The organism is Massilia cellulosiltytica (genome assembly GCF_047325105.1).
Classification (GTDB): Bacteria; Pseudomonadota; Gammaproteobacteria; order Burkholderiales; family Burkholderiaceae_D; genus Telluria; species Telluria orientalis.
In genome coordinates, this window is the sequence record NZ_CP168562.1 from 5,570,221 (window position 1) to 5,594,137 (window position 23,917).

Annotated in this window: 22 protein-coding genes and 2 tRNA genes; 9 read left to right on the forward strand and 15 right to left on the reverse strand. The window is 67.1% G+C overall.

Annotation, left to right across the window (positions count from 1 at the left end):
- The first annotated feature begins 11 nt into the window (after positions 1–11).
- Entirely contained in the window at positions 12–824 is an 813-nt protein-coding gene (locus tag ACEN9H_RS24300; protein WP_413672379.1) for an AraC family ligand binding domain-containing protein, read from the forward strand.
- Here the strand turns inward: ACEN9H_RS24300 and ACEN9H_RS24305 are convergent.
- Genes ACEN9H_RS24305 through ACEN9H_RS24315 form a run of 3 tightly spaced genes read right to left on the reverse strand, consistent with a single transcriptional unit; the run spans position 814 to position 3,357 of the window.
- Positions 814–2,244: a hypothetical protein gene (locus ACEN9H_RS24305; RefSeq protein WP_413672380.1), complete on the reverse strand. Its 1,431-nt coding sequence runs from the start codon at positions 2,242–2,244 to the stop codon at positions 814–816. The genes ACEN9H_RS24300 and ACEN9H_RS24305 overlap by 11 nt on opposite strands.
- 2 nt (positions 2,245–2,246) lie before the next feature.
- Positions 2,247–2,666, reverse strand: coding sequence for an ExbD/TolR family protein (locus tag ACEN9H_RS24310; RefSeq protein ID WP_413672381.1), 420 nt, complete (start codon positions 2,664–2,666; stop codon positions 2,247–2,249).
- Positions 2,656–3,357, reverse strand: a complete 702-nt coding sequence (locus ACEN9H_RS24315) for a MotA/TolQ/ExbB proton channel family protein (RefSeq protein WP_413672382.1) — start codon at positions 3,355–3,357, stop codon at positions 2,656–2,658. The genes ACEN9H_RS24310 and ACEN9H_RS24315 overlap by 11 nt, the downstream gene beginning before the upstream one ends.
- Positions 3,358–3,546: 189 nt before the next feature.
- On the opposite strand from ACEN9H_RS24315, the gene ACEN9H_RS24320 reads away from it, so the two are divergent.
- Positions 3,547–3,939, forward strand: a complete 393-nt coding sequence (locus ACEN9H_RS24320) for a VOC family protein (RefSeq protein ID WP_413675630.1) — start codon at positions 3,547–3,549, stop codon at positions 3,937–3,939.
- Between the two features lie 12 nt (positions 3,940–3,951).
- Entirely contained in the window at positions 3,952–4,566 is a 615-nt protein-coding gene (locus tag ACEN9H_RS24325) for a LysE family translocator (protein WP_056123139.1), read from the forward strand.
- Position 4,567: 1 nt separating this feature from the next.
- On the opposite strand, the gene proB is transcribed toward ACEN9H_RS24325, so the two are convergent.
- The 5 genes from proB to rplU all read right to left on the reverse strand — a co-directional run bounded on the left by proB (position 4,568) and on the right by rplU (position 8,077).
- Positions 4,568–5,686 carry a glutamate 5-kinase gene (gene proB / locus ACEN9H_RS24330; protein WP_413672383.1) on the reverse strand — a complete coding sequence of 373 codons (1,119 nt, stop codon included), beginning with the start codon at positions 5,684–5,686 and terminating at the stop codon, positions 4,568–4,570.
- Positions 5,683–6,123 carry a hypothetical protein gene (locus ACEN9H_RS24335; protein WP_160409586.1) on the reverse strand — a complete coding sequence of 147 codons (441 nt, stop codon included), beginning with the start codon at positions 6,121–6,123 and terminating at the stop codon, positions 5,683–5,685. The genes proB and ACEN9H_RS24335 overlap by 4 nt, the downstream gene beginning before the upstream one ends.
- A 4-nt stretch (positions 6,124–6,127) precedes the next feature.
- Positions 6,128–7,240, reverse strand: a complete 1,113-nt coding sequence (cgtA, locus tag ACEN9H_RS24340) for an Obg family GTPase CgtA (protein WP_056123132.1) — start codon at positions 7,238–7,240, stop codon at positions 6,128–6,130.
- Between the two features lie 210 nt (positions 7,241–7,450).
- The gene (rpmA, locus tag ACEN9H_RS24345; RefSeq protein ID WP_056123130.1) at positions 7,451–7,723 is read right to left on the reverse strand and encodes a 50S ribosomal protein L27; all 273 of its coding nucleotides are present in this window, start codon (positions 7,721–7,723) and stop codon (positions 7,451–7,453) included.
- Between the two features lie 42 nt (positions 7,724–7,765).
- Entirely contained in the window at positions 7,766–8,077 is a 312-nt protein-coding gene (rplU, locus tag ACEN9H_RS24350) for a 50S ribosomal protein L21 (protein ID WP_036230184.1), read from the reverse strand.
- A gap of 230 nt (positions 8,078–8,307) precedes the next feature.
- Between rplU and ispB the strand changes: the two genes are divergently transcribed.
- From ispB to ACEN9H_RS24365, 3 genes are all read left to right on the forward strand, one after another.
- Entirely contained in the window at positions 8,308–9,297 is a 990-nt protein-coding gene (gene ispB / locus ACEN9H_RS24355) for an octaprenyl diphosphate synthase (RefSeq protein WP_371763630.1), read from the forward strand.
- 52 nt (positions 9,298–9,349) lie between these two features.
- Positions 9,350–9,426 (forward strand) — tRNA-Pro (locus ACEN9H_RS24360).
- A gap of 34 nt (positions 9,427–9,460) precedes the next feature.
- A tRNA-Pro gene (locus ACEN9H_RS24365) sits at positions 9,461–9,537 on the forward strand.
- Positions 9,538–9,587: 50 nt separating this feature from the next.
- On the opposite strand, the gene ACEN9H_RS24370 is transcribed toward ACEN9H_RS24365, so the two are convergent.
- Together ACEN9H_RS24370 and ACEN9H_RS24375 are read right to left on the reverse strand one after the other, a co-directional pair.
- Positions 9,588–11,675: a beta-galactosidase gene (locus tag ACEN9H_RS24370; protein ID WP_413672384.1), complete on the reverse strand. Its 2,088-nt coding sequence runs from the start codon at positions 11,673–11,675 to the stop codon at positions 9,588–9,590.
- Between the two features lie 154 nt (positions 11,676–11,829).
- Entirely contained in the window at positions 11,830–12,513 is a 684-nt protein-coding gene (locus ACEN9H_RS24375) for a glutathione S-transferase family protein (RefSeq protein WP_413672385.1), read from the reverse strand.
- 77 nt (positions 12,514–12,590) lie between these two features.
- Between ACEN9H_RS24375 and ACEN9H_RS24380 the strand changes: the two genes are divergently transcribed.
- Positions 12,591–13,490 carry a LysR family transcriptional regulator gene (locus tag ACEN9H_RS24380; RefSeq protein ID WP_413672386.1) on the forward strand — a complete coding sequence of 300 codons (900 nt, stop codon included), beginning with the start codon at positions 12,591–12,593 and terminating at the stop codon, positions 13,488–13,490.
- A gap of 120 nt (positions 13,491–13,610) precedes the next feature.
- A complete protein-coding gene (locus tag ACEN9H_RS24385; protein ID WP_413672387.1) occupies positions 13,611–14,681 on the forward strand; it encodes a hypothetical protein in 1,071 nt (356 codons plus the stop codon).
- Positions 14,682–14,687: 6 nt separating this feature from the next.
- Here ACEN9H_RS24385 and ACEN9H_RS24390 read toward each other — a convergent pair whose 3' ends face one another.
- Positions 14,688–15,902: an MFS transporter gene (locus tag ACEN9H_RS24390; RefSeq protein ID WP_413672388.1), complete on the reverse strand. Its 1,215-nt coding sequence runs from the start codon at positions 15,900–15,902 to the stop codon at positions 14,688–14,690.
- Between the two features lie 141 nt (positions 15,903–16,043).
- Between ACEN9H_RS24390 and ACEN9H_RS24395 the strand changes: the two genes are divergently transcribed.
- Positions 16,044–16,982 (forward strand): LysR family transcriptional regulator, encoded by a 939-nt coding sequence (locus tag ACEN9H_RS24395; protein ID WP_413672389.1) that lies wholly within the window; start codon positions 16,044–16,046, stop codon positions 16,980–16,982.
- Between the two features lie 95 nt (positions 16,983–17,077).
- Here the strand turns inward: ACEN9H_RS24395 and ACEN9H_RS24400 are convergent, their stop codons facing one another.
- Genes ACEN9H_RS24400 through nirB form a run of 4 tightly spaced genes read right to left on the reverse strand, consistent with a single transcriptional unit; the run spans position 17,078 to position 23,906 of the window.
- Positions 17,078–19,774 (reverse strand): molybdopterin-dependent oxidoreductase, encoded by a 2,697-nt coding sequence (locus ACEN9H_RS24400; protein WP_413672390.1) that lies wholly within the window; start codon positions 19,772–19,774, stop codon positions 17,078–17,080.
- A 13-nt stretch (positions 19,775–19,787) separates the two neighbouring features.
- Positions 19,788–20,993 (reverse strand): NAD(P)/FAD-dependent oxidoreductase, encoded by a 1,206-nt coding sequence (locus ACEN9H_RS24405; RefSeq protein ID WP_413672391.1) that lies wholly within the window; start codon positions 20,991–20,993, stop codon positions 19,788–19,790.
- Positions 20,994–21,341 (reverse strand): nitrite reductase small subunit NirD, encoded by a 348-nt coding sequence (nirD, locus tag ACEN9H_RS24410; protein ID WP_160409591.1) that lies wholly within the window; start codon positions 21,339–21,341, stop codon positions 20,994–20,996.
- A gap of 27 nt (positions 21,342–21,368) precedes the next feature.
- A complete protein-coding gene (nirB, locus tag ACEN9H_RS24415) occupies positions 21,369–23,906 on the reverse strand; it encodes a nitrite reductase large subunit NirB (RefSeq protein ID WP_413672392.1) in 2,538 nt (845 codons plus the stop codon).
- Positions 23,907–23,917: the final 11 nt, after the last annotated feature.

The window sequence follows — 23,917 nt, forward strand, 5'->3', positions numbered from 1 at the left end:
ACAATCGTTGCATGAACCAGGCCATTTTCGGGGCGCTGACCAATGGCGTGACGCTGATGCGGGCGGACTTTTCCGACCACGCGTTCGAGCGCCACAGCCACGATTGCTTCGCGCTCGGCGCGACGACGTACGGCATCCAGCGCTTCCGCTGCAAGGGCAGGCAGTACGACAGCCGGCCCGGCGACCTGGTCCTCTTCAACCCCGACGACGACCATGACGGCTGCCGCGGGACGGCGGATGGATTCCGCTACACGATGTGGTACGTCCCCGCCGCATTCGTCGCCAGTTGCGTGGACGGCAAGCGGTATTTTGCGAAGCCCCATGCGGCCGACCGGCAGCTGGCCGAGGCGTTCGGGGCGTTGTCCGCCTGCCTGGCGCAGACGCCGGCCGAGTCGCTGCGCGCGGAAACGCTGATGCGTGCGTTCCTGGGCACGATGCTGGCGCGGCACGGCGAACGGCCGCGGGCTGGCGCGGGGCCGGCCGCCATCGGTGCCGCCACGCTGGCCCGGGTCAAGGACCATATCCGCACGTACTACGCGCACGACATCACCGTCTCGGACCTGGCCCTGGTCGCCGGCCTGTCGCGCGCGCACCTGACCCGCGCCTTCACCGCCGCCTACCACATGCCGCCGCACGTGTACCTCAACGCCGTGCGGGTCGCGCAGGCGCAGGCCCTGATCCGCCGCGGCACGCCGCTCGCCGCCGTCGCGCTGGAATGCGGCTTCGCGGACCAGAGCCACCTGACGCGGCGCTTCAAGGGCAGCGTGGGCGTGACGCCGTCGGCCTGGCAAAGGATGCAGCGCGGCGCCGCATTCACTTCGTGAGGACCAGCGAAAAGAAGATCCGCGTCGGACCGTTCGACAGCTTGAAGAACAACTTGTTGCGGCCCTTCCGGAAGTGCACGACGCGCTTGCCTTCGTTCAGGTTGTAGTCGCGCACGAAGGTATTCCGCGTCTCGTAGACCTGGCCGAAGAACGAGTCCTTGTTGGCGTTCCCGCCTTCCCAGACCAGCCGGTCGTTGAGCCACAGCTGCGCATCGTCGTCGGCGCCGACCCAGATCGTCAGGTCCTGTGCCGCGTCGAGCATCAACTCCGTATAGCCGTAGTACACGGCGTCTTCCGCGTGCACGGGCGGCTCCAGGGGATAGCGCGCCATATCGACGTAGTCCCATTTGACGAGGCGCCCGCCCTTGCCCCGATAGGCGGCATCCAGCACGACGCCCTGCTCGGGCGGATGATGGTAATTGGCGAACAGCCCTGCGCCGTGCCGTCCGTCGAATGGACCGATCAGGTACCAGCGGTTGACCCAGACGCGGTTCGCGTACGTGCCGCCCGCGCCGATCATCCTGCCCGCGCCCTTGACCATGGTGGCCGCATCGACGGTGGGCATGTGCGCGACGCCGCCGCCGAACATGGTGCCCGCGCCCCCGAGGTAAGCCTTCGTCATGCGATCCGGCAGGTCGGGATTCGTGAACGCGGCGATCCGGTCCAGCATCTGGCGGCCCACGCCGCCGGCGCTTCCGTTCCCGAGGCCTCGTCCGCTCTGGCCGTTTCCCTGGCCGTCACCCTTGCCTTCGCCGTCGCCCTTGCCATTGGCCTTGCCGTTGCCTTTGCCGGCGCCGCGCTGCGCCGCACCTGCGTCGGCCGCGACCTGCACGCCGTTCTGCTGCTGCTCCAGCTGCTGGCGGCGCTGTTCCAATGCGTCGCGCGCCTTCGCTTCGAGCTGCTCGATCTGCGCCGCCGCTTCGGCCGGCGTCTGCGGTTCGGCGGCGGACGGTTCCTCCGCCCTGGCCTTCTCCGCGACCTGTTCCAACGCCTTTTCCTTCGGGATGTCGAGCAACTGCGCCAGCCGCTCCGCCTTGGTGTCGCGCTCGATCTCGTCGATCTTGTGCGCCAGGTCCTTCGCCTGCTTCAGCAATTCGTCCGGCGCCTTCGGCTGCGCGCTGAACTGCACCTCGTCTTCCTTGTTCCCGGCAGGTTGCTTGCCCGCGCTTTGTGCCAGCAGGGACTGGATCCGCTCCATGTCGTGCACGCGCTTTTCGAGGCGCGCCTGCGCCGTCAGCCGGGCGCCCGATTCGACCTGCCGCTGCTGGCGCGCGCGCTGGGCGATCTCGATGCGCTGGCTGCCCAGGTGGTACAGCGCGACGAGCGGCACCGCATGCAGCACGAGCGACAGGAAGATGAAGGGATGCCGCCGTATGGGCCCGAACGCCGGGGCGGGCCGCGCAGTATCGTCGGCGAACATCGTCAGCGCGTGTGCATCGACACGTGGGTGAGCCCCTCGAACTGGCACAGTTCGAGCACGTGCACGATGTCCTGGTAGCGCGTGGACTGGTCGCCGTCGATGCGGACCGGCCGCGTCGGATCGCGCGCCGCCTCGCGCTTGAGCAGGTCGTGCAGGGCTTGCGTCGACACCTCCTTGCGGTCGATATACAGGCCGCCTCCGGCATCGACGCCGATGACCAGCGGCGCCGGCGCCGCCGTGGCGCGATCGAGGCTGACCTGCGACGTCGGCAGCACGATGGGCATGTCCTTTTCCGGCTTTTCGCCGTCGGGGTGCCGGAACGACGTCGCGACCATGAAGTACATCAGCAGGAAGAAGATGCAGTCGATCAGCGCGATCAGGCCGATCTCGGGCTGTTCGTCGTCGCCGAGATCAATGCGCATGGACGACCTCCAGCGTGCGCGCCGGCATGCCGTCCAGCACGCGGTTCAGCTGGCGTTCCAGCGCGATGCCGATGCCGACCATGCGGTTGCGGAAGACGTGGTGCATGGCCAACGACGGCAGCGCCACCGACAGGCCGGCCGCCGTGTTGACGAGCGCCTTGGAGATGCCGCCCGCCAGCAGGGTCGGATCGCCCATGCCGTTGAACGCGATGACGTGGAAGGATTCGATCATGCCGATGACGGTGCCCAGCAGGCCGACGATCGGTGCGACCGTCGCGACGACGTTCAGCGCGTACGCCTTCTGCTGCTGCAGGCGCAGTTCGACGCCCGCCATCTCGGCCACGCGCGCCGCCAGTTTTTCGGCCGGCAGGTGGCGCTGTTCGACCATCCAGCCGAGGATGCGCGCGAGGCTGCTGTCGCCGTCGGCCGCCCGTTCGCGCAACTGGTCGAAGCGTCCCGCGCGCCACAGCATCTCCGCCTCCGCGGCCAGGTCCGGCGGCGCCACTTTCACCAGGCGGAAGTTGGCGAGCCGCTCGAACGTCACGGCCAGCGCCAGCACGGACAACGCGCCGATCGCGACGATACCCATGCCGCCATGCAGCAGCTCGGAAGCGATGTTCAGGCCCTGCGCATGGGCCGGGAAGGCAGTCAACAGCAGGCCATACAGGCCGAGGCGGCGCAATCGGGACATCGTCTTCCTTTCAATGGAAACAACGGATCATGCGCCAATTTAACACACATGATTCCGTGTTTGATCATTAAATTACACTTTCATCGCAATGAAAATTGCCATCTCATGGCAATCAAGTATGCGATAAGCATGACGGCGCTTGATGACAAGAAGTTCAGTATGATGGATGGTTTTCACGACGAGGCGACGATGTTTTCCCATGTCTTCATTGGTGTCCGCGATTTCGACCGGGCGCTCGCGTTTTACCAACCGCTGCTGGCAGCGCTGGGACTGGAGGCGCGCTTCTGCGACCGGTCGCGCCCGTGGGCCGGCTGGCAGCAACCTGGCCGGGCGCGCCCGCTGTTCCTCATCGGCGCGCCGTACGACGGCCAGCCTCACGCCCCCGGCAATGGCCAGATGACGGCCCTGCTCGCGCCCGACCGCGCGGCCGTCGATGCGGCGTACGAGATCGCGCTGGCGCACGACGGCCGCGGCGACGGCGCGCCCGGCCTGCGCCCCCACTATCACGAGCATTATTACGGCGCCTACGTGCGCGACCCCGACGGCAACAAGCTGTGCGTGGTGTGCCACGATCCGGCCTGAACAGGCACTGACATGATGCTCCTCGCTTACACCGCCTTCGCGATCGGCGTCGCGAGTCCCGGACCGAGCGTCCTCGCGGTCATGGGCACCGCGATGGCGCAAGGCCGCGCGCGGGCGCTCGCGCTGGCGTCCGGCGTCGTCTGCGGGTCGCTGTGCTGGGGCTTGTGCGCGGCGTTCGGTCTCGCCGCGCTGATGGAACGGTGGTCCGGCGCACTGGCCGTCGTGAAGGCGATCGGCGGCGTGTACCTGCTGTGGATGGCCTGGCAGGCCGCGCGCAAAGTGCGCGGCACGAAGGGAGTGCCGGCAGCGGAGGCGGTGGACGAAGGCTATGCGCGCACGTGCGCGCGCGGCCTGGCGATGCACCTGACGAATCCGAAATCGATCGTCGTGTGGCTGTCGGTGGTCTCGCTGGCCCTGCCCGCCGGCGCGCGCCAGGCGGATGCGCTGGCGTTCGTGCTGTCATGCGCGGCGATCAGCGCATCGATCTTCTGCTGCTATGCACTGGCGTTTTCCACCGACGCCGCGCGCCGCGCCTACCGGGCGGGCGAGCGCTGGGTGAATGCCGTGCTGGCCGGCGTGTTCGCGTATGCGGGCGTGCGCATGCTGCTGGCCAGCCAGGCGCGGTGAATCAGATCAGGACCAGGTTGTCGCGGTGAACCAGCTCGGGCGCCTCGACGTAGCCGAGGATGCCCTCGATCTCGCTGGACGCGTGACGCATGATGCGCTTGATTTCGCCGCTCGTGTAGTTGGTGAGGCCGCGCGCGATCTCGGTGCCCGCGTCGTCCACGCAGCCCACGAGGGCGCCGCGGCCGAATTCGCCGCGCACGGCCGTCACGCCGATCGGCAGCAGCGATTTCCCCTCTTTGACCAGCTTCTGCACCGCGCCGGCGTCCAGCACGAGCTGGCCGGCCGTGTGCAGGTGGTCGATCATCCACTGGCGGCGCGCGGTCAGGCGCGCGGTCGGCGCGGTCAGCTGCGTGCCGATCGCTTCGCCGTGCGCGAGGCGCGTCAGAACGTTGTCTTCGCGGCCCCACGCGATCACCGTATGCGCACCGGAGCGCGCGGCGCGCTTGGCGGCCAGCACCTTCGTCAGCATGCCGCCGCGGCCGATGCTGCTGCCGGCGCCGCCGGCCATCGCCTCCAGCGACGTGTCGCCCGCCTGCGCTTCTTCGATCAGGCGTGCGGAGGGGTCCTTGCGCGGATCGGCCGAGTACAGGCCCTTCTGGTCGGTCAGGATCACGAGGGCATCCGCCTCGATCAGGTTGGCGACGAGCGCGCCCAGCGTGTCGTTGTCGCCGAACTTGATCTCGTCCGTGACGACGGTGTCGTTCTCGTTGATGATCGGGACGACGCCCAGGCCCAGCAGGGTGGTCAACGTGGAGCGTGCGTTCAGGTAGCGTTCGCGGTCCGCGAGGTCGGCGTGCGTGAGCAGCACCTGCGCCGTCTTCACGCCGTGGCTGCGGAAGCTCGTCTCGTAGATCTGCGCGAGGCCCATCTGGCCGCACGCGGCGCAGGCCTGCAGTTCGTGGATGTCGGTCGGGCGCGACGTGAAGCCCAGGCGCAGCATGCCTTCGGCGATGGCGCCCGAGGACACGAGCACGACTTCCTTGCCGAGCGAACGGAGCGACGAGATCTGCGCGGCCCAGCGCGCGATGGCTTCGTGATCGAGGCCGCGGCCTTCGTTGGTGACGAGCGAGGAACCGACTTTGACGATGATGCGGCTGGAAGACTGGAGGGCGGATTTCATGGCGACGGTCGGATTGACAGGAAGCGTCCTTGCGGGCGCAGGCCGATCAGCGCCAGGCCGACCGCCAGCTCGATCCCGCTGACGACGAACAATAAGCCCTGGGGCAGGCCGATCGCGAAGGCCGCGACGAGACGGCCGAGCGGCTGCGCCAGGATGAACAATGCTGCGAGGTCGCCGAGGATGGGCTGGTCGCCCTGCCTGGCCGCCAGCAGAGCCAGCCCCGCGGTGGCGAGGCGCACTCCGACGTAGAGGGCGAAGAACTGGCTGTAGCCGTTCACGCCCACGGGGAACAGTCCCATCGCATCCGCCACGCGGTCCGGATCCAGCAGGGCCGCGAGCGCGGCCAGCGAATGGGCGGACGCCGCGACCGACAGCAGCTGGCCGCGCAGGCGCGCGCGCCAGGTGCTGCTTGCGGTCGGGGCGAAGGTGACTGCCAACGACTTAATCTTCGAGGATCTTGAAGCGGGGATCGTCCGGATCGATCGACGAGATGCCGCGCGCTTCCTCGGTCATCTGCGTCTCTTCCGAGCGCTGCGCGCTGTGGCGCGTCTCTTCGAGATACTTGTAGATCGCGTGCACGAGGTCTTCGCAGCCTTCGCGGTTCAGCGCCGAGATCTCGAACACGGGGCCCTTGAACCCCATGCGCTTGACGAAGTCCTTGACGACCTTCTTGCGCTCTTCTTCCGGCACGACGTCCAGCTTGTTGAGCACGAGCCAGCGCGGCTTGTTGACCAGTTCCTCGTCGTACTTCTCGAGTTCCTTCACGAGCGCCTTGGCTTCCTTGACCGGATCGGTCTTGCCGTCCATCGGCGCGACGTCGACGATGTGCAGCAGCAGGCCCGTGCGGCTCAGGTGGCGCAGGAACTGGTGACCGAGGCCGGCGCCTTCCGCCGCGCCTTCGATCAGGCCCGGGATGTCGGCGATGACGAAGCTCTTCGCATGCGACACGCGCACGACGCCGAGGTTCGGATGCAGCGTGGTGAACGGATAGTCCGCGATCTTCGGACGCGCGTTCGACACGGCCGTGATGAACGTCGATTTTCCCGCGTTCGGCATGCCGAGCAGGCCCACGTCGGCCAGCACCTTCAGTTCGAGGCGCAGCTCGCGGCGCTCGCCGTCCTTGCCGTCCGTCTTCTGGCGTGGCGCGCGGTTGGTCGACGTCTTGAAGTGGATGTTGCCCCAGCCGCCCTCGCCGCCCTTGGCCAGCAGCTCGGTCTGTTCGTGCTCCGTCAGGTCGGCGATGATCTCGCCGGTGACGTCGTCGATGATCAGCGTGCCGACCGGCATGCGCAGGTAGACGTCCTCGGCGCCCTTGCCGTAGCAATCGGAACCGCGGCCCGGCTCGCCGTTGCGCGCCGTGTGGACCTTGGAAAAGCGGAAGTCGACCAGCGTGTTGACGTTGCGGTCGGCGACCGCCCAGATCGAGCCGCCGCGGCCGCCGTCGCCGCCGTCCGGACCGCCGAACGGGCGGAACTTCTCGCGGCGGAACGAGGCGCAGCCGTTGCCGCCGTCGCCGGCGATGACTTCGATGCGTGCTTCGTCGATAAACTTCATGATGAGACCACCAAAACGAAAGGCTGTGTCACTGTTAAAAGCGGACCAGGCGTCCATGATAGACGAACGGCCGCGGAACGTTCCGCACTTAACGGTGACAACGCCGAAAATTAAAAAGGCCCTACCGGAGGGCAGAGCCTATCGATTGCAAGGCTTGACGCCTTACCGGGCGGGGCACGCTTTGACTCAGCCTGCCCCGCTGCGCCGCAATTAAGCAGCGACTGCCTCAGCAGCAACGACGGTCACGAACTGCTTCGAACCGACGCCTTGCTTGACGAACTTGACCGTGCCATCGACCAGGGCGAACAGGGTGTGATCCTTGCCCAGGCCAACGTTGGTGCCCGGACGAACCTGGGTACCGCGCTGACGCACGATGATGCCGCCGGCGTTGATCGCCTGGCCGCCGTAGACTTTCACGCCGAGGCGTTTGCTTTCTGAGTCACGGCCGTTTCGCGTAGTGCCGCCGCCTTTTTTGTGTGCCATTTCAAATGCTCCTTGATTAGCTGAAGAAGGTACGCGCGGCGATTAGCCGTTGATCGCAACCACTTGGATTTCGGTGTAGTTCTGGCGGTGGCCCTGACGCTTCTGGTAGTGCTTACGACGACGCATCTTGAAGATACGCACTTTGTCGTGACGACCATGCGAAACAACAGTCACGCGAACCGAAGCACCTTCCACCAGCGGAGCACCAAACTTGATGCTCTCGCCCTCGCCGACGGCGAGAACCTGATCGATAGTGAGTTCGGAACCAATGTCTGCCGGTATCTGTTCTACTTTGAGTTTTTCGCCAGCGACAACTTTGTATTGCTTGCCACCGGTTTTTATGACCGCGTACATGATTTGAAACCTCATTGATTGTTAAGAAATATTCCCCTCGTCTTGGCGAGGTAAACAGCCGGGGATTCGGGGAACAGAGGATTATACATGGAATGGTGCGCAGCGTCAAAATGGTTGTGGTGCCGCGGCAGCCCCTCGGGCGCCACTGGGAAAGAGGGCGTCTTTTCCTTGCATGTCGTATAATCGCGACTCAACAAAACCTATCCGCATCCAACGTCAGCAGGTCCGCCTTGTCCGCCGCCACCCAAACCGCTCAACAGAACCCCATCACCCGCACGATCGCAGCAGACATGGAGGCCGTCAACACGGTGATCCGCGCGCGGTTGCAGTCCGAAGTCGCGCTGGTGAACCAGATCGCCGAGTACATCATCAGTGCCGGCGGCAAGCGGATCCGCCCCGTGCTGGTGCTGCTGCTGGCGAACGCCTACGGCTACAAGGGCGCCGGCCACCATGAGCTGGCGGCCGTCGTGGAATTCATCCACACCGCCACCCTGCTGCACGACGACGTCGTCGACGAATCCTCGATGCGCCGCGGCCGCCAGACCGCGAACGCCATGTTCGGCAACGCCGCGTCGGTGCTGGTCGGCGACTACCTGTACTCGCGCTCGTTCGAGATGATGACGAGCCTGGACAACATGCGCGTCATGCAGATCCTGTCGCGCGCGACGACCGTCATCGCGGAAGGCGAAGTGCTGCAGCTGTTGAACATGCACGATCCGGACGTCACGCAGGAAAGCTATCTGCGCGTGATCCGCTCGAAGACGGCGAAACTGTTCGAGGCGGCCGCGCAACTGGGCGCCCTCGTCGCCGGCGCGAACGACGCGCAGATCGAAGCGGCCGGCGAATACGGCCGCTCGCTGGGCACCGCGTTCCAGCTGATCGACGACGTGCTCGACTACGCGGGCGACGCCGCCGAAATCGGCAAGAACGTGGGCGACGACCTGCGCGAAGGCAAGCCGACCTTGCCGCTCATCTACGTGATGGAAAACGGCACGGCCGAGCAGCGCGAGCTGATCCGCACCTGCATCGAGCAGGGCGACGAAACCCATTTCGACGCGGTGCTGGCGGCCGTCACGAGCAGCGGCGCGCTGGACTTCACGCGCCGCGAAGCGGAGACCGCGGCACGCCGCGCCGCCGCCGCGATCGCCGACCTGCCGCCGAGCGAATACAAGGACAGCCTCCTGCAGTTATGCAGCTTCGCTGTTGACAGGAACCATTGAGGCAACTATAGTAATGCCTTCCCGAGATTTCGGTGACGAAGTCTCAAACAGTCGGGGTGTAGCTTAGCCCGGTAGAGCGCTACGTTCGGGACGTAGAGGCCGGAGGTTCGAATCCTCTCACCCCGACCATCTGTTTTTCCCCCTCAGCATTACCCATACCAGTCGGGGTGTAGCTTAGCCCGGTAGAGCGCTACGTTCGGGACGTAGAGGCCGGAGGTTCGAATCCTCTCACCCCGACCACAGAATTCATGCAAGCAGCGGCTGATGGCCGCTGTTTTCGTTTCCGCCGCCTACTCTTCTTCGACGATCGCCACGCCCCACGGCTTCAGTGCCAGTTGCTGGCCGCGCGTCACCTTACGTCCGGACAACAGGTCCGTACCGCTCGCATACCCATAGTTCAGTCGCTGCGGCCTGGCGGAATAGTTCAGCACATACCGTACCCGATGCCCGTCCTGCAGCGTGCCGCCGCGGACGATGAGGGGGAAGCGTACCTTCGGCAGATCGATGCCGGCGCGCTTCACCTGGTCGGTCACGATCCCCTCGATGACGGCGTCGGTCGGCATGAAGCCGACGTAGCCCACCTCCCCGCTGCCCCAGGCATTGCGCGTGACGGCCGCATAGTCCGGCCACGAAGGATGCTGGAAGCGGGCGACCACGGTTGCCGTCGTCGGCTTCAGGAACTCCATCCACCAGCGTGCCTTGTTGTCCGCGGCGCCGACTTTGAACGGATCGCCCGCGAGCGTCACGTCCACCGGGTTCGTGAACTGGTGATACGTCACGCCCGCCGCCGCACTGATCGCACCCGGCTGCACAGCGTAGCGCACCTTCGTGTTCTCGTCCGAAAAGCCGCTGCGGAACGTGTACAGCACGTGGCCGCCCTGCTTCGCATAATCGTTCAGGCGCGCGATCTCCGCGTCGCTGGCCGCGTACAACGACGGCACCACGATCAGCTTATAGTCCGACAACGGTACCTTCGACGCCGGCGAGAGGATGTCCGCTTCCACGTTCATGCGGTACAGCGCGTCGTACCAGGGCCGCATCGCATCGTTGTAGTCGAACGCCTTGCCGTCGACATACACCTTGAACGCGTTGAACCCCGCCTGCGCCGTGTTGCTGACATAGACTGCGACCTGGTTCTTCTTGCGCAGGTTCACGAGCCTGGGTCCCAGCCGCCGCAGGTCGGCGCCGATGGTCTTCACCTCCGCATAGACCTCGTTCGGCTGGTAATCCTGCGACAGCACGCCGCGCCAGTAAGTCTCGATCGCATTGGCCGTCGTCGCCCAGTGCCAGTACGAGACCATGTTCGCGCCCGAAGCGAGATGGCTGAAGGCCTGCAGGCGCATCTGGCCGGGATAAGGCGTCCAGTGCGAGAATCCTTGTGCCTCGGTTTCCATGACCAGGTAGTTCTGGCCGTCGCGCATGGAGCGCGCCAGATCGCCGCCGAAGGCGATTTCGACGCCGGTCAGCTTGTCCTGGCTCGGGTGGTAGATGTCGATGCCGGCGACGTCGAGCGGCTGTGCGGCGTCCCAGTGATTCACTTCCGGCTGCACACCGTAGGAATGGTTTTTCCAGCCCAGGTCGAAGTTCTGCGTGATGAATTGGTCGCCGCGCGCATGCGCGCGCACGAGGCCGGCCTGCCAGGTGAGGTAGTCCGTCACCAGGTCCCGCTGGAATGCAGTGAACGCATTCGACAGGCTCGCGTTGATGGATCCGTTCACGGACGGGAAATCGTCCCAGCTGTTGATGCGGTTGCTCCAGTAATCGAGGCCGAACGCCTTGTTGAGCTGGTCGAGGTCGGGAAACTTCCTGCGCATGGACGCGACGAACGCCCGCTGCACATTGGGGCCGCTCGTGGCATAAGCCTTGGTCTCATTGTCGACCTGGTAGCCGATGACGGCGGGATGGTCCTTCACGTGGTCGACCAGCTTCACGATCACCCGTTCCGCCGCCGCGCGGAAATCCGGGTCGGTAATGTCCATGTTCTGCCGCGGCCCATATTCCGCGCGGCCTTTCGGCGCGACCACCAGCACGTTCGGGTGCTTGCGCGCGAGCCAGGTCGGGATGGCGTAGGTCGGCGTGCCGACGATGACCTTGATGCCGGCCTTGTGGAAGGCGGCCAGCATGCGGTCCACGTGGGTGAAGTCGAACACGCCTTCGTCGCGTTCGAGCGTGCCCCACGTCGATTCGGCGATGCGCACGACGTTGATGCCCGCTTCCTTCATCATGCGCGCATCCTCGTCGAGACGGTCGACGGGCGTGTACTCGTCGTAGTAGGCGACGCCGAACAGGATGGTGTCCGGCAGTGTCGGGGCCGCGAAGGTGCCGCCGCAAAATGCGCCCAGCGCGGCCGTGGCGAGAGCCCGTGCGAATGTAGTCATGTGTAGTCTCCTGTTTTAATCATTGCATTTTATATATATAAAACTATGAACACAACCGGCGACAGGCGTCGGGGTGGCGTGGGCAGCGCAGCCCGCAAAAGCACAGCGCCAGGCCGCATTGTCGTGGCCTGGCGCTGGTCATTCCTGATGTGGGTTATTCTGCCGATGCTGCCCGGACTCGTATGCGCCCACTGAGTGCCGACCCGCGCCGCGCCAGGAAGGCCGTCAACAGTTCCGGATAGCACGGACTGGCGGCCGCCCGGACCGATGGCCGCAGCGCCAGCGCCGCGCGCCATGCCTGCACCTTGGTCAGTCCCGCCAGCATGCCGAAGTCGCCGATGCGCTCGAACACGTCGAGATAGCGGAAGACCGGCGCGAACACCGCGTCGACGATGCCGAAGCGCTCGCCGTCGAAGTACGGCGGCGCGTGCAGCACCTCCTCCACCTGCCGCAAGCGCCGGTGGATGTCGTCGACCGCGCGCAGCAGGGCCGCATCGTCGGGCGCGTTGTAGAACACGGCGATGGCGTTCAGCAGCGCCGAGCCGAATTCCATCCAGCTCCGGTGGCGCGCGCGCCGCAGCGGGTCGAGCGGATGCAGGCGCGGCGCAGTCGTCTCATCGAGGTATTCGCAGATCACGGCCGACTCGAAGATCGCTTCGCCGGCGGCCAGCAGCACCGGGGTCTTGCCGAGCGGCGATACGCGCAGGAACCAGTCCGGCTTGTCCGCCAGGTCGACGTCGCGCCGCTCGAACGGGACGCCCTTCTCGTGCAGGACGATGGCGGCGCGCTGCACATAGGGACACAGGGCGTGGCTGACGAGAACGAAAGAATTACTCACGACGACTCTCCTTGATGGGTGGGAGAGCGCAGTCTATGATTGCGTGATTACAATGGGAATACGCGCACTTGCAAACCATGACTGCAAAAACGCAATCGCCGTCCTACCGCATCGGCAGCGCCGATCTGGAGACCGTGCTGGCCCTCGTCCGCGCCGGCACCCTCGCGCAGGCCGGCGAACGCCTGGGCGTCGACGGCTCGACGGTCTTCCGCAACCTGCAGCGCATCGAGCGCGGCCTGGGCCAGGCGCTGTTCGAGCGCACGCGTTCCGGGTACCTGCCGGGCGAACTCGCGCTGAACCTCGCGCGCCATGCGGAGCGGCAGGAAAGCGAGCTCGAGGCGGCACGCTCGCTGGTGCAGACCCGGCCGGACCAGGTCTCCGGGCAGGTCCGCATCACCACCACGGACACCATCCTGCACGCCCTGGTCGCGCCGTCGCTGAAGACGCTGCGCGCGCGCCATCCGCTGCTGGACTTCGACCTCGATGCCAGCAACACCCCGGTCAACCTGGGCAGGCGCGATGCCGACATCGCGATCCGCGCGACGCGCGAACCGCCCGAGCACCTGGTCGGGCGGCCGCTCGGACCGATCCGCGTCGCGTTGTTCGCACCGCGCAGGAGCCGGCTGCGCTCGATCGAGGACGCGGTCGAGCGCGGCGTGGCGTGGGTCGCGCCGGACGATGCGCTACCCGACCATCCGTCGGTGCTGTGGCGGCGCCGGCACTTTCCGAAGATCGCACCGGCGTATCGGGTGAGCAGCATCCTGTCGGCGGCGGAGTGCGTCGCGCTCGGGCTGGGCGTGGCGGTGCTGCCGTTGTTTCTCGCGGCGCCGCGCGCGGACCTGCGTCAGGTCGGTCCGGAGATCGAGGAATGCGTGACTCAGCTGTGGTTGCTCACACATCCGGAAAGCCGTCATCTCAGGCGCGTCGCAACGGTACTGCAGTACCTCGCGCAGGAAATCCACCTTCCTTCAAAATAGCCCCACGGCTGCGCAGTCTCAAATCCGCTGAACGTCGGTTCCCTACCATTGACGGGCAATCCGACCGCTGAACTGGCTCAATGTCTTTCAGCATTGTTCGCAAGGACATTGTTTGTAATCATGCGCACCCCTTACCTGTCGTTCCTGCTCGTGACACGCTGGGCCAGCGTCATCGTGGCGCTGATGTACCACGTCCGCTTCCTGCTGTTCGTCGACTACGAACACGTGCACGCGAAAACGTGGCTGACGAACGTCTTTTATTTCCTGACGGGACTCGGCCATGAATCGTTCGCCGTCTTTCTCGTCCTCGACGGCATCCTGACGGGACGCGCGCTGCGGGCTGGCACCATCCCGGGCCGGCGTGCCGTCGCGCTGTACGGGCTCCTCCTGCCAGGCCTGATCCTCGGGGCCGCCGCCGACGTCGCGGGCGTCCGGTTCTTCAACGGGTCCGCCCTGTACACGGCCTACCCCGCGTTCAGCACGCTCACGCTCGGCTATGCCTCTCTGCTGGGCAACATGTTCATGCTGCAGCCCTTCGTCGTGCCCACGTTCGGCAGCAACGGCATGCTGTACTTGCTGTCGTTCCTGTTCTGGTCGACCATCCTGCTGGACGTCTTCCTGCGCGCCACGCGCGCCGGCCGGGTCGTGCTGCTGACGGCCGTGGTGGTGCTGGCGCCGCCCCTGTTCCTGATCTGGTCGGCCATCTGGCTGACCGGCGTCGCGGTGGCGCACATGGGCGCGCTGCACAGCGCCAGGCCGTCGCTGCCCGTCGCCATCGTCGGCTTTCTCGCCACGCTGCTGCTGTCCCGCTTCCTCGGTGCCGGCGTACACGGGCCGCCGGCGTTCGGCGCCTGGCTCGCCGACTGCAAATTCCTGCTCGTGGGGTGGAGCTTCGCCGCCATCGCCTGGGCCCTGGCTCCGCCCGGCGCGCAGCACACGACGGTGCCCGACGACCCGGCCCCCGCGTTCACCTTCTTCTTCCACTTCCCGGTCATGATGCTGCTCGTCGGAATCGGCACGACGCTGCCCGGCCAGGCGCTGATGCAGCAGCCGACGCCGGCACGCTACGGCGCGTTCGTCGCCGTCGCCGCCGCCTGCGTGGGCACGACGGTGCTCGTCGCCCGGACGGCGCGGCCGGGAAAAGCACAGCGCCAGGCCGCGTTGCCGTGGCCTGGCGCTGGTCATTCCTGATGTCTGTTATTGCGCCGACGCAGCCCGGATCCGTACCGCCAGCGCGGCCAGGCTGGATGCGACGGCGAGCAGCACGATGCCGTTCCAGCCCCATGCGGCCAGCGCCTGGGCACCCAGCGCGCCGCCCGCTGCCATGCCGACGAACATCGTGGTCATGAAGATCGCATTCAGGCGGCTGCGGGCTTCCGGCGCGATGCCGTAGACGATGGTCTGGTGGGCGATCATCGTCGCCTGCACGCCCAGGTCGAAGCCGACGGTGGCGAGGGCCAGCAGCACCAGCTGCGCGCCGGTCGACAGGTGCGGCATGGCGAACATGATGCCGAACGATGCGACGCTCAGGCCGGCGCCGAGCCGGGTCACGAACTGCGGACCGCGGCGGTCGGCCAGGCGGCCGGCAAACGGGGCAGCCAGCGCGCCGACGGCACCGGCCAGGCCGAACGAACCGGCGGCGGCCGAACCCAGGTGGAACGGGGCGCCGTGCAACATCACGGCCAGCGTCGACCAGAAGGCCGAGAAGCCGATCGACAGCAGGCCCTGGGCCATGGCGGCAAGGCGCAGCGCGCGGTGTTCTTTCCACAGCGCGAACAGCGAGCCCAACAGGGCCGGATACGGGCTGGTGCTCGTCGGCTTGAAGCTCGGCAGGCCGCGGACGAGGATCGCCGTCGTGAAGGCCGCGACGACTGCCGCGCCGCCGAACACGGCGCGCCAGCCGAGCGCTTCCGCCACAAGTCCACCCACGACGCGCGACAGCAGGATACCCAGCAACAGCCCGGTCATGACGGTGCCGACGATGCGGCCGCGGTGCGCGGCCGGGGCCAGCGTTGCGGCGGCCGGGACGATGTCCTGGGCGACGGTGGCCAGCAGGCCGACGGCGAGGCTGGCGCCCAGCAGCACGGACAGGCTCGGCGCGGCGGCGATGGCCAGCAGCGCCATGGCCAGCAGCAGCGATTTCACGACGATGATGGTGCGGCGATCGAAACGGTCGCCCAGCGGCGCGAGGAACAGCAGGCCGAGGGCGTAGCCGAATTGCGTCAGCGTCGGGATCCAGCCGACGGCCTGGTTGCTGGCGTGCAGGTCGGTCGCCAGCACGCCCAGCGTGGGCTGGCTGTAGTACAGGGCGGCGACGGACAGGCCCGTGCTTGCGGCCAGCAGGAAGATCAGGGGCGAGGTCAGCGTCGTGCGGATCGGTATGACAGTCGCCGTCGTGTGTGCGATGCTCATGTTGGACTCCATGGTGGGTGCGTTGTTGCAGTGCATTATGGAGAGCCAAAACATGGCTGTGTAGCACCGGCGAACGTCGAACTGTTATACTCCACACGTATGAGCACGGACTTTTCGACGATCAATCCATCTGCCGACCGTATGATGCTGGTCGAAACCTTCGTCCGCATTGTGGATGCCGGCAGCCTGTCCGCCGCCGCGCGCGCACTCGCGACGACGCAGCCGACGATCAGCCGGCGTTTGAAGTCGTTGGAAAAATCGCTGGGCGTGCGCCTGCTGCAGCGGTCCACGCATGCGATGAAGCTGACGGACGACGGCATGCGCTGCTATGCGCGCGCAAAAGAGCTCATCGCGGGGTGGCAGGAATTCGAGAGCGAGATCCGGGGCGCCGTGGACGAACCGGTGGGGATGCTGCGCGTCGTCGCGCCGCACGCGTTCGGCCAGCAGCAACTGGTCGCGCCGCTCGCGGCGTATCTCGCGCGCTATCCGCGCATGACGGTGGACTGGGTCCTGCACGACCGCACGCCGGACTTCATCGGCGAAGGCATCGATTGTGCGATCCGCGTTGGCGAGGTGCCCGATCCGTCGATGGTAGCGATCCGGCTGGGCGACGTGCCGCGCATCGTCATCGCGACGCCCGGCCTGTTCGACGGCCGCGCCCTGCCCGCCCATCCGGATGAACTGGCGGCGCTGCCCTGGATCGCCGTCAGCCATTATTACCGCGACGAGGTGGCCCTGACCCATGCGCGGACGGGCGACACGGTGCGCGTGCCCGTCCAGCCGCGCCTCTACACGGACAACCTGTATGCGATGCGCAGCGCCGTCACGCTGGGCGTGGGCGCGGCGCTGGGGTCGCGCTGGGCGTTGCGCGAGGAACTGGACGCGGGCCGGCTCGTGCAGCTCGTGCCGGACTGGCAGGCGTCACCGCTGCCGATCTGGCTGATCTACCCGCCGGCGCGCTTCTATCCGGCCCGGCTGCGGCGCTTCATCGACATCATGCGCGTGGCGGTGCCGCAGGCGTACGGCGTGGTGGCGCCGCCAGATACCCGTCGTCCTCGCGAAAGCGGGGAACCATACTGAGCAACAGAATTCGGTATCCGGAGACCGTGCGGTATGTCTATCGGATCTGACTCGGGGGGCTCGGCATGGGTTCCCGCTTCCGCGGGAACGACGTTTTACGCTTCCGCCACCTGCGCTTCGACCAGCAACGACCGGATCTCGGGAATGCACGACCCGCAATTGCCACCGGCCTTGGTGCACGCCGTCACGCCCGCCGCATCGCACAGATTGTTCTGGCGGATCGCAATCTCGATGGTCTTGCGCCCCACGCCGAAGCACGAGCACACGGTCGGTCCGGGATCGATGCCCGGCTCTTTCGCGCGGCCCGCCAGGAGGCTGATACGGTCGGCCGGCTCCAACTGCTCCTTGTCGAACATGCTGGCGAGCCAGGTGCGGGCCGGCAGGTCGGTGCGCTGCGCCACGAACAGGCACGCTTCGATGCGGCCGTCGACGAGGTGCACGGCGCGGTACATGCCGCCGTTCTTGTCCTCGACTTCGATCCAGTCCGCGTCGTCGTCGTGCACGTCCAGCAGTTTGCGCGCCCAGTCGTGCGCGGCGGCGAACGGCTTGCGGCCCGCCAGTTCATAGCGGACGAAGTCCTTGCCCTGCACGCGCGTCCAGTTGGACGCCTCGCGCAGCGGCAGCTCCGTGCGCGACAGGATGAAACCGAACCAGGTGACGCCGAACGGTTCGATGCGCACCGGCGTGTGCTTGAATTCCGGCTCGCCCGACACCGGGTCGACGGCCGGGTTGACGACGGTGCCCACGCGCGCGTCCGACGCCGTCTGGCCGCTCCAGTGGATCGGCATGAACACGCTGCCGCGCGCGATGCCGCCGCCGTGCTGCACGCGCGCCACGACGGCGCCCCAGTCGCTCGTCACGCGCGCCAGTTCGCCCGCCTTCACGCCGCACAGCAGCGCATCCTGCGGGTGCATGTCGATGTACGGCTCCGGGATGTGCTCGGCCAGTTTCTGCGAGCGGCCCGTGCGCGTCATCGTGTGCCACTGGTCGCGCACGCGGCCCGTGTTCAGCACGAGCGGATATTCGCCGCCCGGCAGGTGCGCCGGCGCGCGCGGCACCGTCGGCACGAAGCGCGCACGACCGTCGCCATGCGCGAAGCGGCCGTCGCCGAACAGGCGTGCGGTCCGCTCTTCCGGCGTACGCACCGGCCACTGCACGGGGTCGAGCGCATCGTAGTCGGCGCGCGTCATGCCCGCGAGGCCTTTGACGTCGAACAGGCGGCGGCGCTGGCCCTCGGTACCGTTCTTCCATCCGGACAGGCGCGCATGCTCATCGAAGATCTCGTGCGGCGACGTGAAATCGAAGCCCTTGAAACCCATGCGGCGCGCGACGTCGCACATGATGTCCCAGTCGGCGCGCGCACTGCCCGGCGCGGACAGGAACGCGCGCTGGCGCGAGATGCAGCGCTCGGAATTGGTGACGGTGCCGTCCTTCTCGCCCCAGCCGAGGGCCGGCAGCAGCACGTGGGCCGCGTCGTTCGTGTCGGTGCCGAGCACGACGTCGGAAGCGACGACCAGCTCGCACTTTTCCAGCGCGCGCCGGGCCTGGTCGGCATCGGGCAGGCTCACGAGCGGATTCGTCGCCATGATCCACACGGCCTTCACCTTGCCGTCCTCGATGGCGCGGAACAGGTCGACGGCCTTCAGGCCCGGCTTGCCGGCCACCGTCGGCGAACCCCAGAACTCCTGCAGCGCGGCGCGTTGCGCGGCATCGTCGAGGTCCATGTGCGCGGCCAGCATGTTCGCGAGGCCGCCCACTTCGCGTCCGCCCATCGCATTCGGCTGGCCAGTCAGCGAGAACGGCCCCATGCCGGGACGGCCGATGCGGCCGGTGATCAGGTGGCAGTTGATGATCGCGTTGACCTTGTCGGCGCCGGCGGTGGACTGGTTCACGCCCATCGTGAACGCCGTCACCACCTTCTCCGTGTTCGCGAACAGGTCGTAGAAGCGTTCCAGGTCGCGCGGGTCGAGGCGGCAGGCTTTCGCCACTTCTGCCAGCGTGCCCGCCTTGCCAGCCGCGTCCAGTGCATCGGCCACGCCCGTCGTATGGGCTTCGATGAAGCTGTCGTCCGCCGCGTGCTGGGCGAGATGGCCCAGCAGGCCGTCGAACAGCCACACGTCCGTGCCCGGCTTGACGGGCAGGTGCAGGTCGGCGATGTCGCACGTGGCCGTGCGGCGCGGGTCGACGACGACCACCTTCAGGTCCGGCCGGTCCTGCTTCGCGCGCGCGATGCGCTGGTACAGCGTCGGATGGCACCATGCGGCGTTCGAGCCGACGAGCACGATCAGGTCGGCCTGCTCGAAGTCTTCGTAGCAGCCCGGCACGATGTCCTCGCCGAACGCGCGCTTGTGGCCGGCCACCGCGGACGACATGCACAGGCGCGAGTTCGTGTCGATGTTCGCGCTGCCGACATAGCCCTTCATGAACTTGTTGGCGACGTAGTAGTCCTCGGTCAGCAGCTGGCCGGAGACGTACAGCGCCACCGCGTCCGGGCCGTGTTCCGCGATGATGCGGGAAAAGCCCGAGGCCACCTTGTCCAGCGCCTCGTCCCACGACGCTTCGCGCAGCGCGCCTTCTTCGCGCAGCATCGGCGCGAGCAGGCGGCCGCGGTTGCCGAGCGTCTCGCCCAATGCGGAACCCTTCACGCACAGGCGCCCCTGGCTTGCGGGGTGCGCCGCGTCGCCCGCGATCGCGAGCGTGCCGTCCTGCCCGACCTGGGCGCTGACGCCGCAGCCGACGCCGCAGTAAGGGCACGTCGTTTTGACAGTGGTGGGGATGGCGGACAACTTCATGTGAAACTCCTCGTCAGGCCGCTCGGCCGAACAGCAACTGGTCGCGGATGGACGAGATGTCCGTCCGCTGTTGAATCAGGTCGAAGTACCAGGGGCCGTCCGCGACGTCCCCGTACAACACGGCGCCCGTCAGGCGGTTGCCCGCGACGACGAGGCGTTTATAGATGCCGCCGCGGCGGTCGCGCAGCACGAGGTCTTCGCTGCCCTCTCCGCCGACGATGTCGCCGGCCGAGTACAGGTCCACGCCCGTCACCTTCAGCTTCGTCGCGGTGGCCTGCTGCACGTAGCGGCGGTGCCCCGAGCCTGCGAGGTGGGCGGCGGCGACGCGCGCCTGGTCCCAGATCGGCGCCACGAGGCCGAACGTGGCGCGGCGGTGCTGTACGCATTCGCCGACGGCGTACACGCGCGGGTCGTAGGTTTGCAGCGTGTCGTCGACGACGATCGCGCGCTCGCAATGCAGGCCCGCGGCCTTCGCCAGCTCGACGTTCGGACGCACGCCGGCGGCCATCACGACGAGGTCGGCGTCCACGGTCTCGCCACCCTCGAAGCGCACCGAAAGCACGCGGTCCTCGCCCTCGATGGCGACGGTCTGGCGGTTCAGCAGGATGCGCAGGCCGCGCTGTTCCAGGCTCGCGCGCAGCAGTTCCGCGGCGGGCGGGTCGAGCTGCTGGTTCATCAGGCTGCCCGTCACGTGCACGACGGCGACTTCCATGCCCTGGCGCAGCAGGCCATTGGCCGCCTCCAGGCCGAGCAGGCCGCCGCCGATGACGACGGCCTTCCCGCCCGCGCGCGCGGCGTCCAGCATCGTGTCGACGTCGCTGATGTCGCGAAAGCCGATCACGCCCGGCAGCTGGTGGCCCGGCACCGGCACGATGAACGGCTTCGAACCGGTGGCGATCAGCAGGCGGTCGTACGGCACCACGAGGCCGGACGCGGCATGCACGACGCGCTTCTTGCGGTCGATGCGCACGACCGGGTCGCCCGCGTGCAGCGTGATGCCGTTGGCGTCGTACCATTCACGCGTGTTGAGCATGATGTCGTCGACGGTCTTCTCGCCGGCCAGCACGGGCGACAGCAGGATGCGGTTGTAATTCCCGTGCGGCTCCGCGCCGAACACGGTGATGCGGTACATGTCGGGCGCGAGCTTCAGCAGCTCCTCGACCGTGCGCATGCCCGCCATGCCGTTGCCGATGACGACCAGGCGCGGATGGGTCTTCATTTACGCACCCACCCAGACCTTGCCATCCTCGACGCGCACCGGGTAGCTCGACACCGAGTGGTGCGGCGCTTCCAGGCATTCGCCGGTCTGCAGGTCGAAGTGCTGCTTGTAGATCGGCGACGCGACGACGATGCGCTCGCCGATGCTGCCGACCAGGCCGCGCGACAGGACGGCGGCGTCCGAGTTCGGATCGTAGTTATCGATGGCGAACAGGCGCGGTTCCTCGGCGCCCACACGGAACACGGCCACCTGGCGGCCGTTCAGCAGGGCCGCGACGCCCGTGTCCGGGACGATCTGGTCGAGCGAGCAGACGGCATTCCACTGGTTCAGTTGGATATCGCGATGCATGGTGTTCTCCTTGTTCGTTTCAATAAATCAGGCGACGGCGATCGGAATGGTGCGGCGGCGTTCTTCGATGGTGGCCGGACGGATCTGGCCGCGCTCCGCCATGAACACGACGTTGTCGTCCGTGCCCTCGGTGTTGACGAAGCTGCGGAAGCGCTGGCGCACGGCCGGGTCTTCGACGGCGTTCTTCCACTCGTCGGCGTAGGTGTCGACGACGCGCTGCATGTCGGCTTCCAGTTCGGCGGCGATGCCCAGCTTGTCGTCGACGACGACCTGCTTCAGGTAATCCAGGCCACCTTCCAGGTTCTCGCGCCACGTGCTGGTGCGCTGCAGGCGGTCGGCGGTGCGCACGTAGAACATCAGGAAGCGGTCGACGAGTTTCACGACGGTCGCTTCATCCAGGTCCGACGCGATCAGTTCCGCGTGACGAGGCTTCATGCCGCCGTTGCCGCACACGTACAGGTTCCAGCCCTTCTCGGTGGCGATCAGGCCCACGTCCTTGCCCTGCGCCTCGGCGCATTCGCGGGTGCAGCCGGAGACGCCGAACTTGATCTTGTGCGGCGCGCGCAGGCCCTTGTAGCGGTTTTCCAGCGCGATGGCGAAGCCGACGGAATCGCCCACGCCGTAGCGGCACCACGTCGAGCCCACGCACGATTTCACGGTACGCAGCGACTTGCCGTAGGCGTGGCCCGATTCGAAACCGGCCGCGATCAGCTCTTCCCAGATCGCCGGCAGCTGGTCCACGCGGGCGCCGAACAGGTCGACGCGCTGGCCGCCCGTGATCTTGGTGTACAGGCCGTACTTCTTCGCGACCGCGCCCACGGCGATCAGGCCGTCCGGGGTCACTTCGCCGCCCGGCATGCGCGGCACGACGGAATACGTGCCGTCCTTCTGGATGTTGCCGAGGAAGTAGTCGTTCGAATCCTGCAGGCTCGCGTGCTGCGGCTTCAGCACGAAGTCGTTCCACGTCGACGCGAGGATGTTGGCGGCGACCGGCTTGCAGATGTCGCAGCCCAGGCCCGTGCCGTGCTTGTGCAGCAGTTCGGAAAAACTCTTGATTCCGCCCACGCGGATCAGGTGGTGCAGTTCCTGGCGCGAGTACGGGAAGTGTTCGCACAGGTGGTTGTTGACGGCCATGCCGGCCTTCGCCATCTCGGACTTCATGATCTGCGTGACGAGCGGCACGCAGCCGCCGCACGACGTGCCGGCGTTCGTGCACGACTTGATCGCGCCGATGTCGCATGCGCCGCCTGCCACCGCGTCGGCGATGGTGCCCTTGGTGACGGCGTTGCACGAGCAGACCTGCGCGCTTGCCGGCAGCGCGTCGACGCCCAGCGCCGGACGCGCACCGCCCTCGAGCTGCGGCAGGATCAGGAATTCCGGCGACTCCGGCAGCTCCATATCGTTCAGCATCATCTGCAGCAGGCTGCCGTATTCGGCCGCGTCGCCGATCAGCACGGCGCCCAGCAGCTTCTTGCCGCAGTCGGAGACGACGATTTTCTTGTAGACCTGCTTGCGCTCGTCCGTGAACTGGAAGCTGCGCGAGCCCGGCGTGTTGCCGTGGGCGTCGCCGATCGATGCGACGTCCACGCCCATCAGTTTCAGCTTGGTGCTCATGTCGGCGCCGGCGAAGGCGGCTTCCTGGCCGATCAGCGCGCGTGCGACGATGCGGGCCATTTCATAGCCCGGTGCGACGAGGCCGAACGTCTGGCCGCCCCACGAGGCGCATTCGCCGATGGCGTAGATGTGCGGGTCGGAGGCGAGGCAGGCGTCGTCGATGGCGATGCCGCCGCGCGGGCCCAGTACCAGGCCGGCGGCCTTGGCCAGTTCGTCGCGCGGGCGGATGCCGGCCGAGAACACGATCATGTCCGCTTCGAGGAAGCTGCCGTCCGCGAATTCCATGCGGTGCGTGGCCGACTCGCCGGCGACGATCTGCAGCGTGTTCTTTTGCGTGTGGACGTTGACGCCCAGTTCTTCGATTTTCCTGCGCAGCACGCGGCCGCCCAGGTCGTCGACCTGCACGGCCATCAGGCGCGGCGCGAATTCGACGACGTGCGTGTCGAGGTGCATGTCGCGCAGCGCCTTGGCGCATTCGAGGCCCAGCAGGCCGCCGCCGACGACGACGCCGGATTTCGAACGGGCGCCGCATTCCGTCATTTTTTCCAGGTCTTCGATGGTGCGGTAGACGAAGATGTCGTCGCGCTCCTTGCCCGGGACCGGCGGCACGAACGGGTAGGAACCCGTCGCGAACACCAGCTTGTCATACGAGAGCACGGCGCCATCGGCCAAGGTGACGGTCTTGGCGTCGCGATCGACGGCGACGGCCTGCGCGTTCAGCTTCAGGTCGACCTGGCCGGCGTGCTGTTCGAAGAAGCCCGGTGCGACGAGCGACAGCTGGTCGGCAGTGGTGCCGGAGAAGAACGAGGACAGGTGCACGCGGTCGTAGGCCGGGCGCGGTTCCTCGCACAGCACGGTGACGTGGAAATGGGCATCCTGCTTGGCTTCCGCGAACAGGGTTTCGAGGAATTTGTGGCCTACCATGCCGTGGCCGATGACGATCAGTTTCATGTTGCGACTCC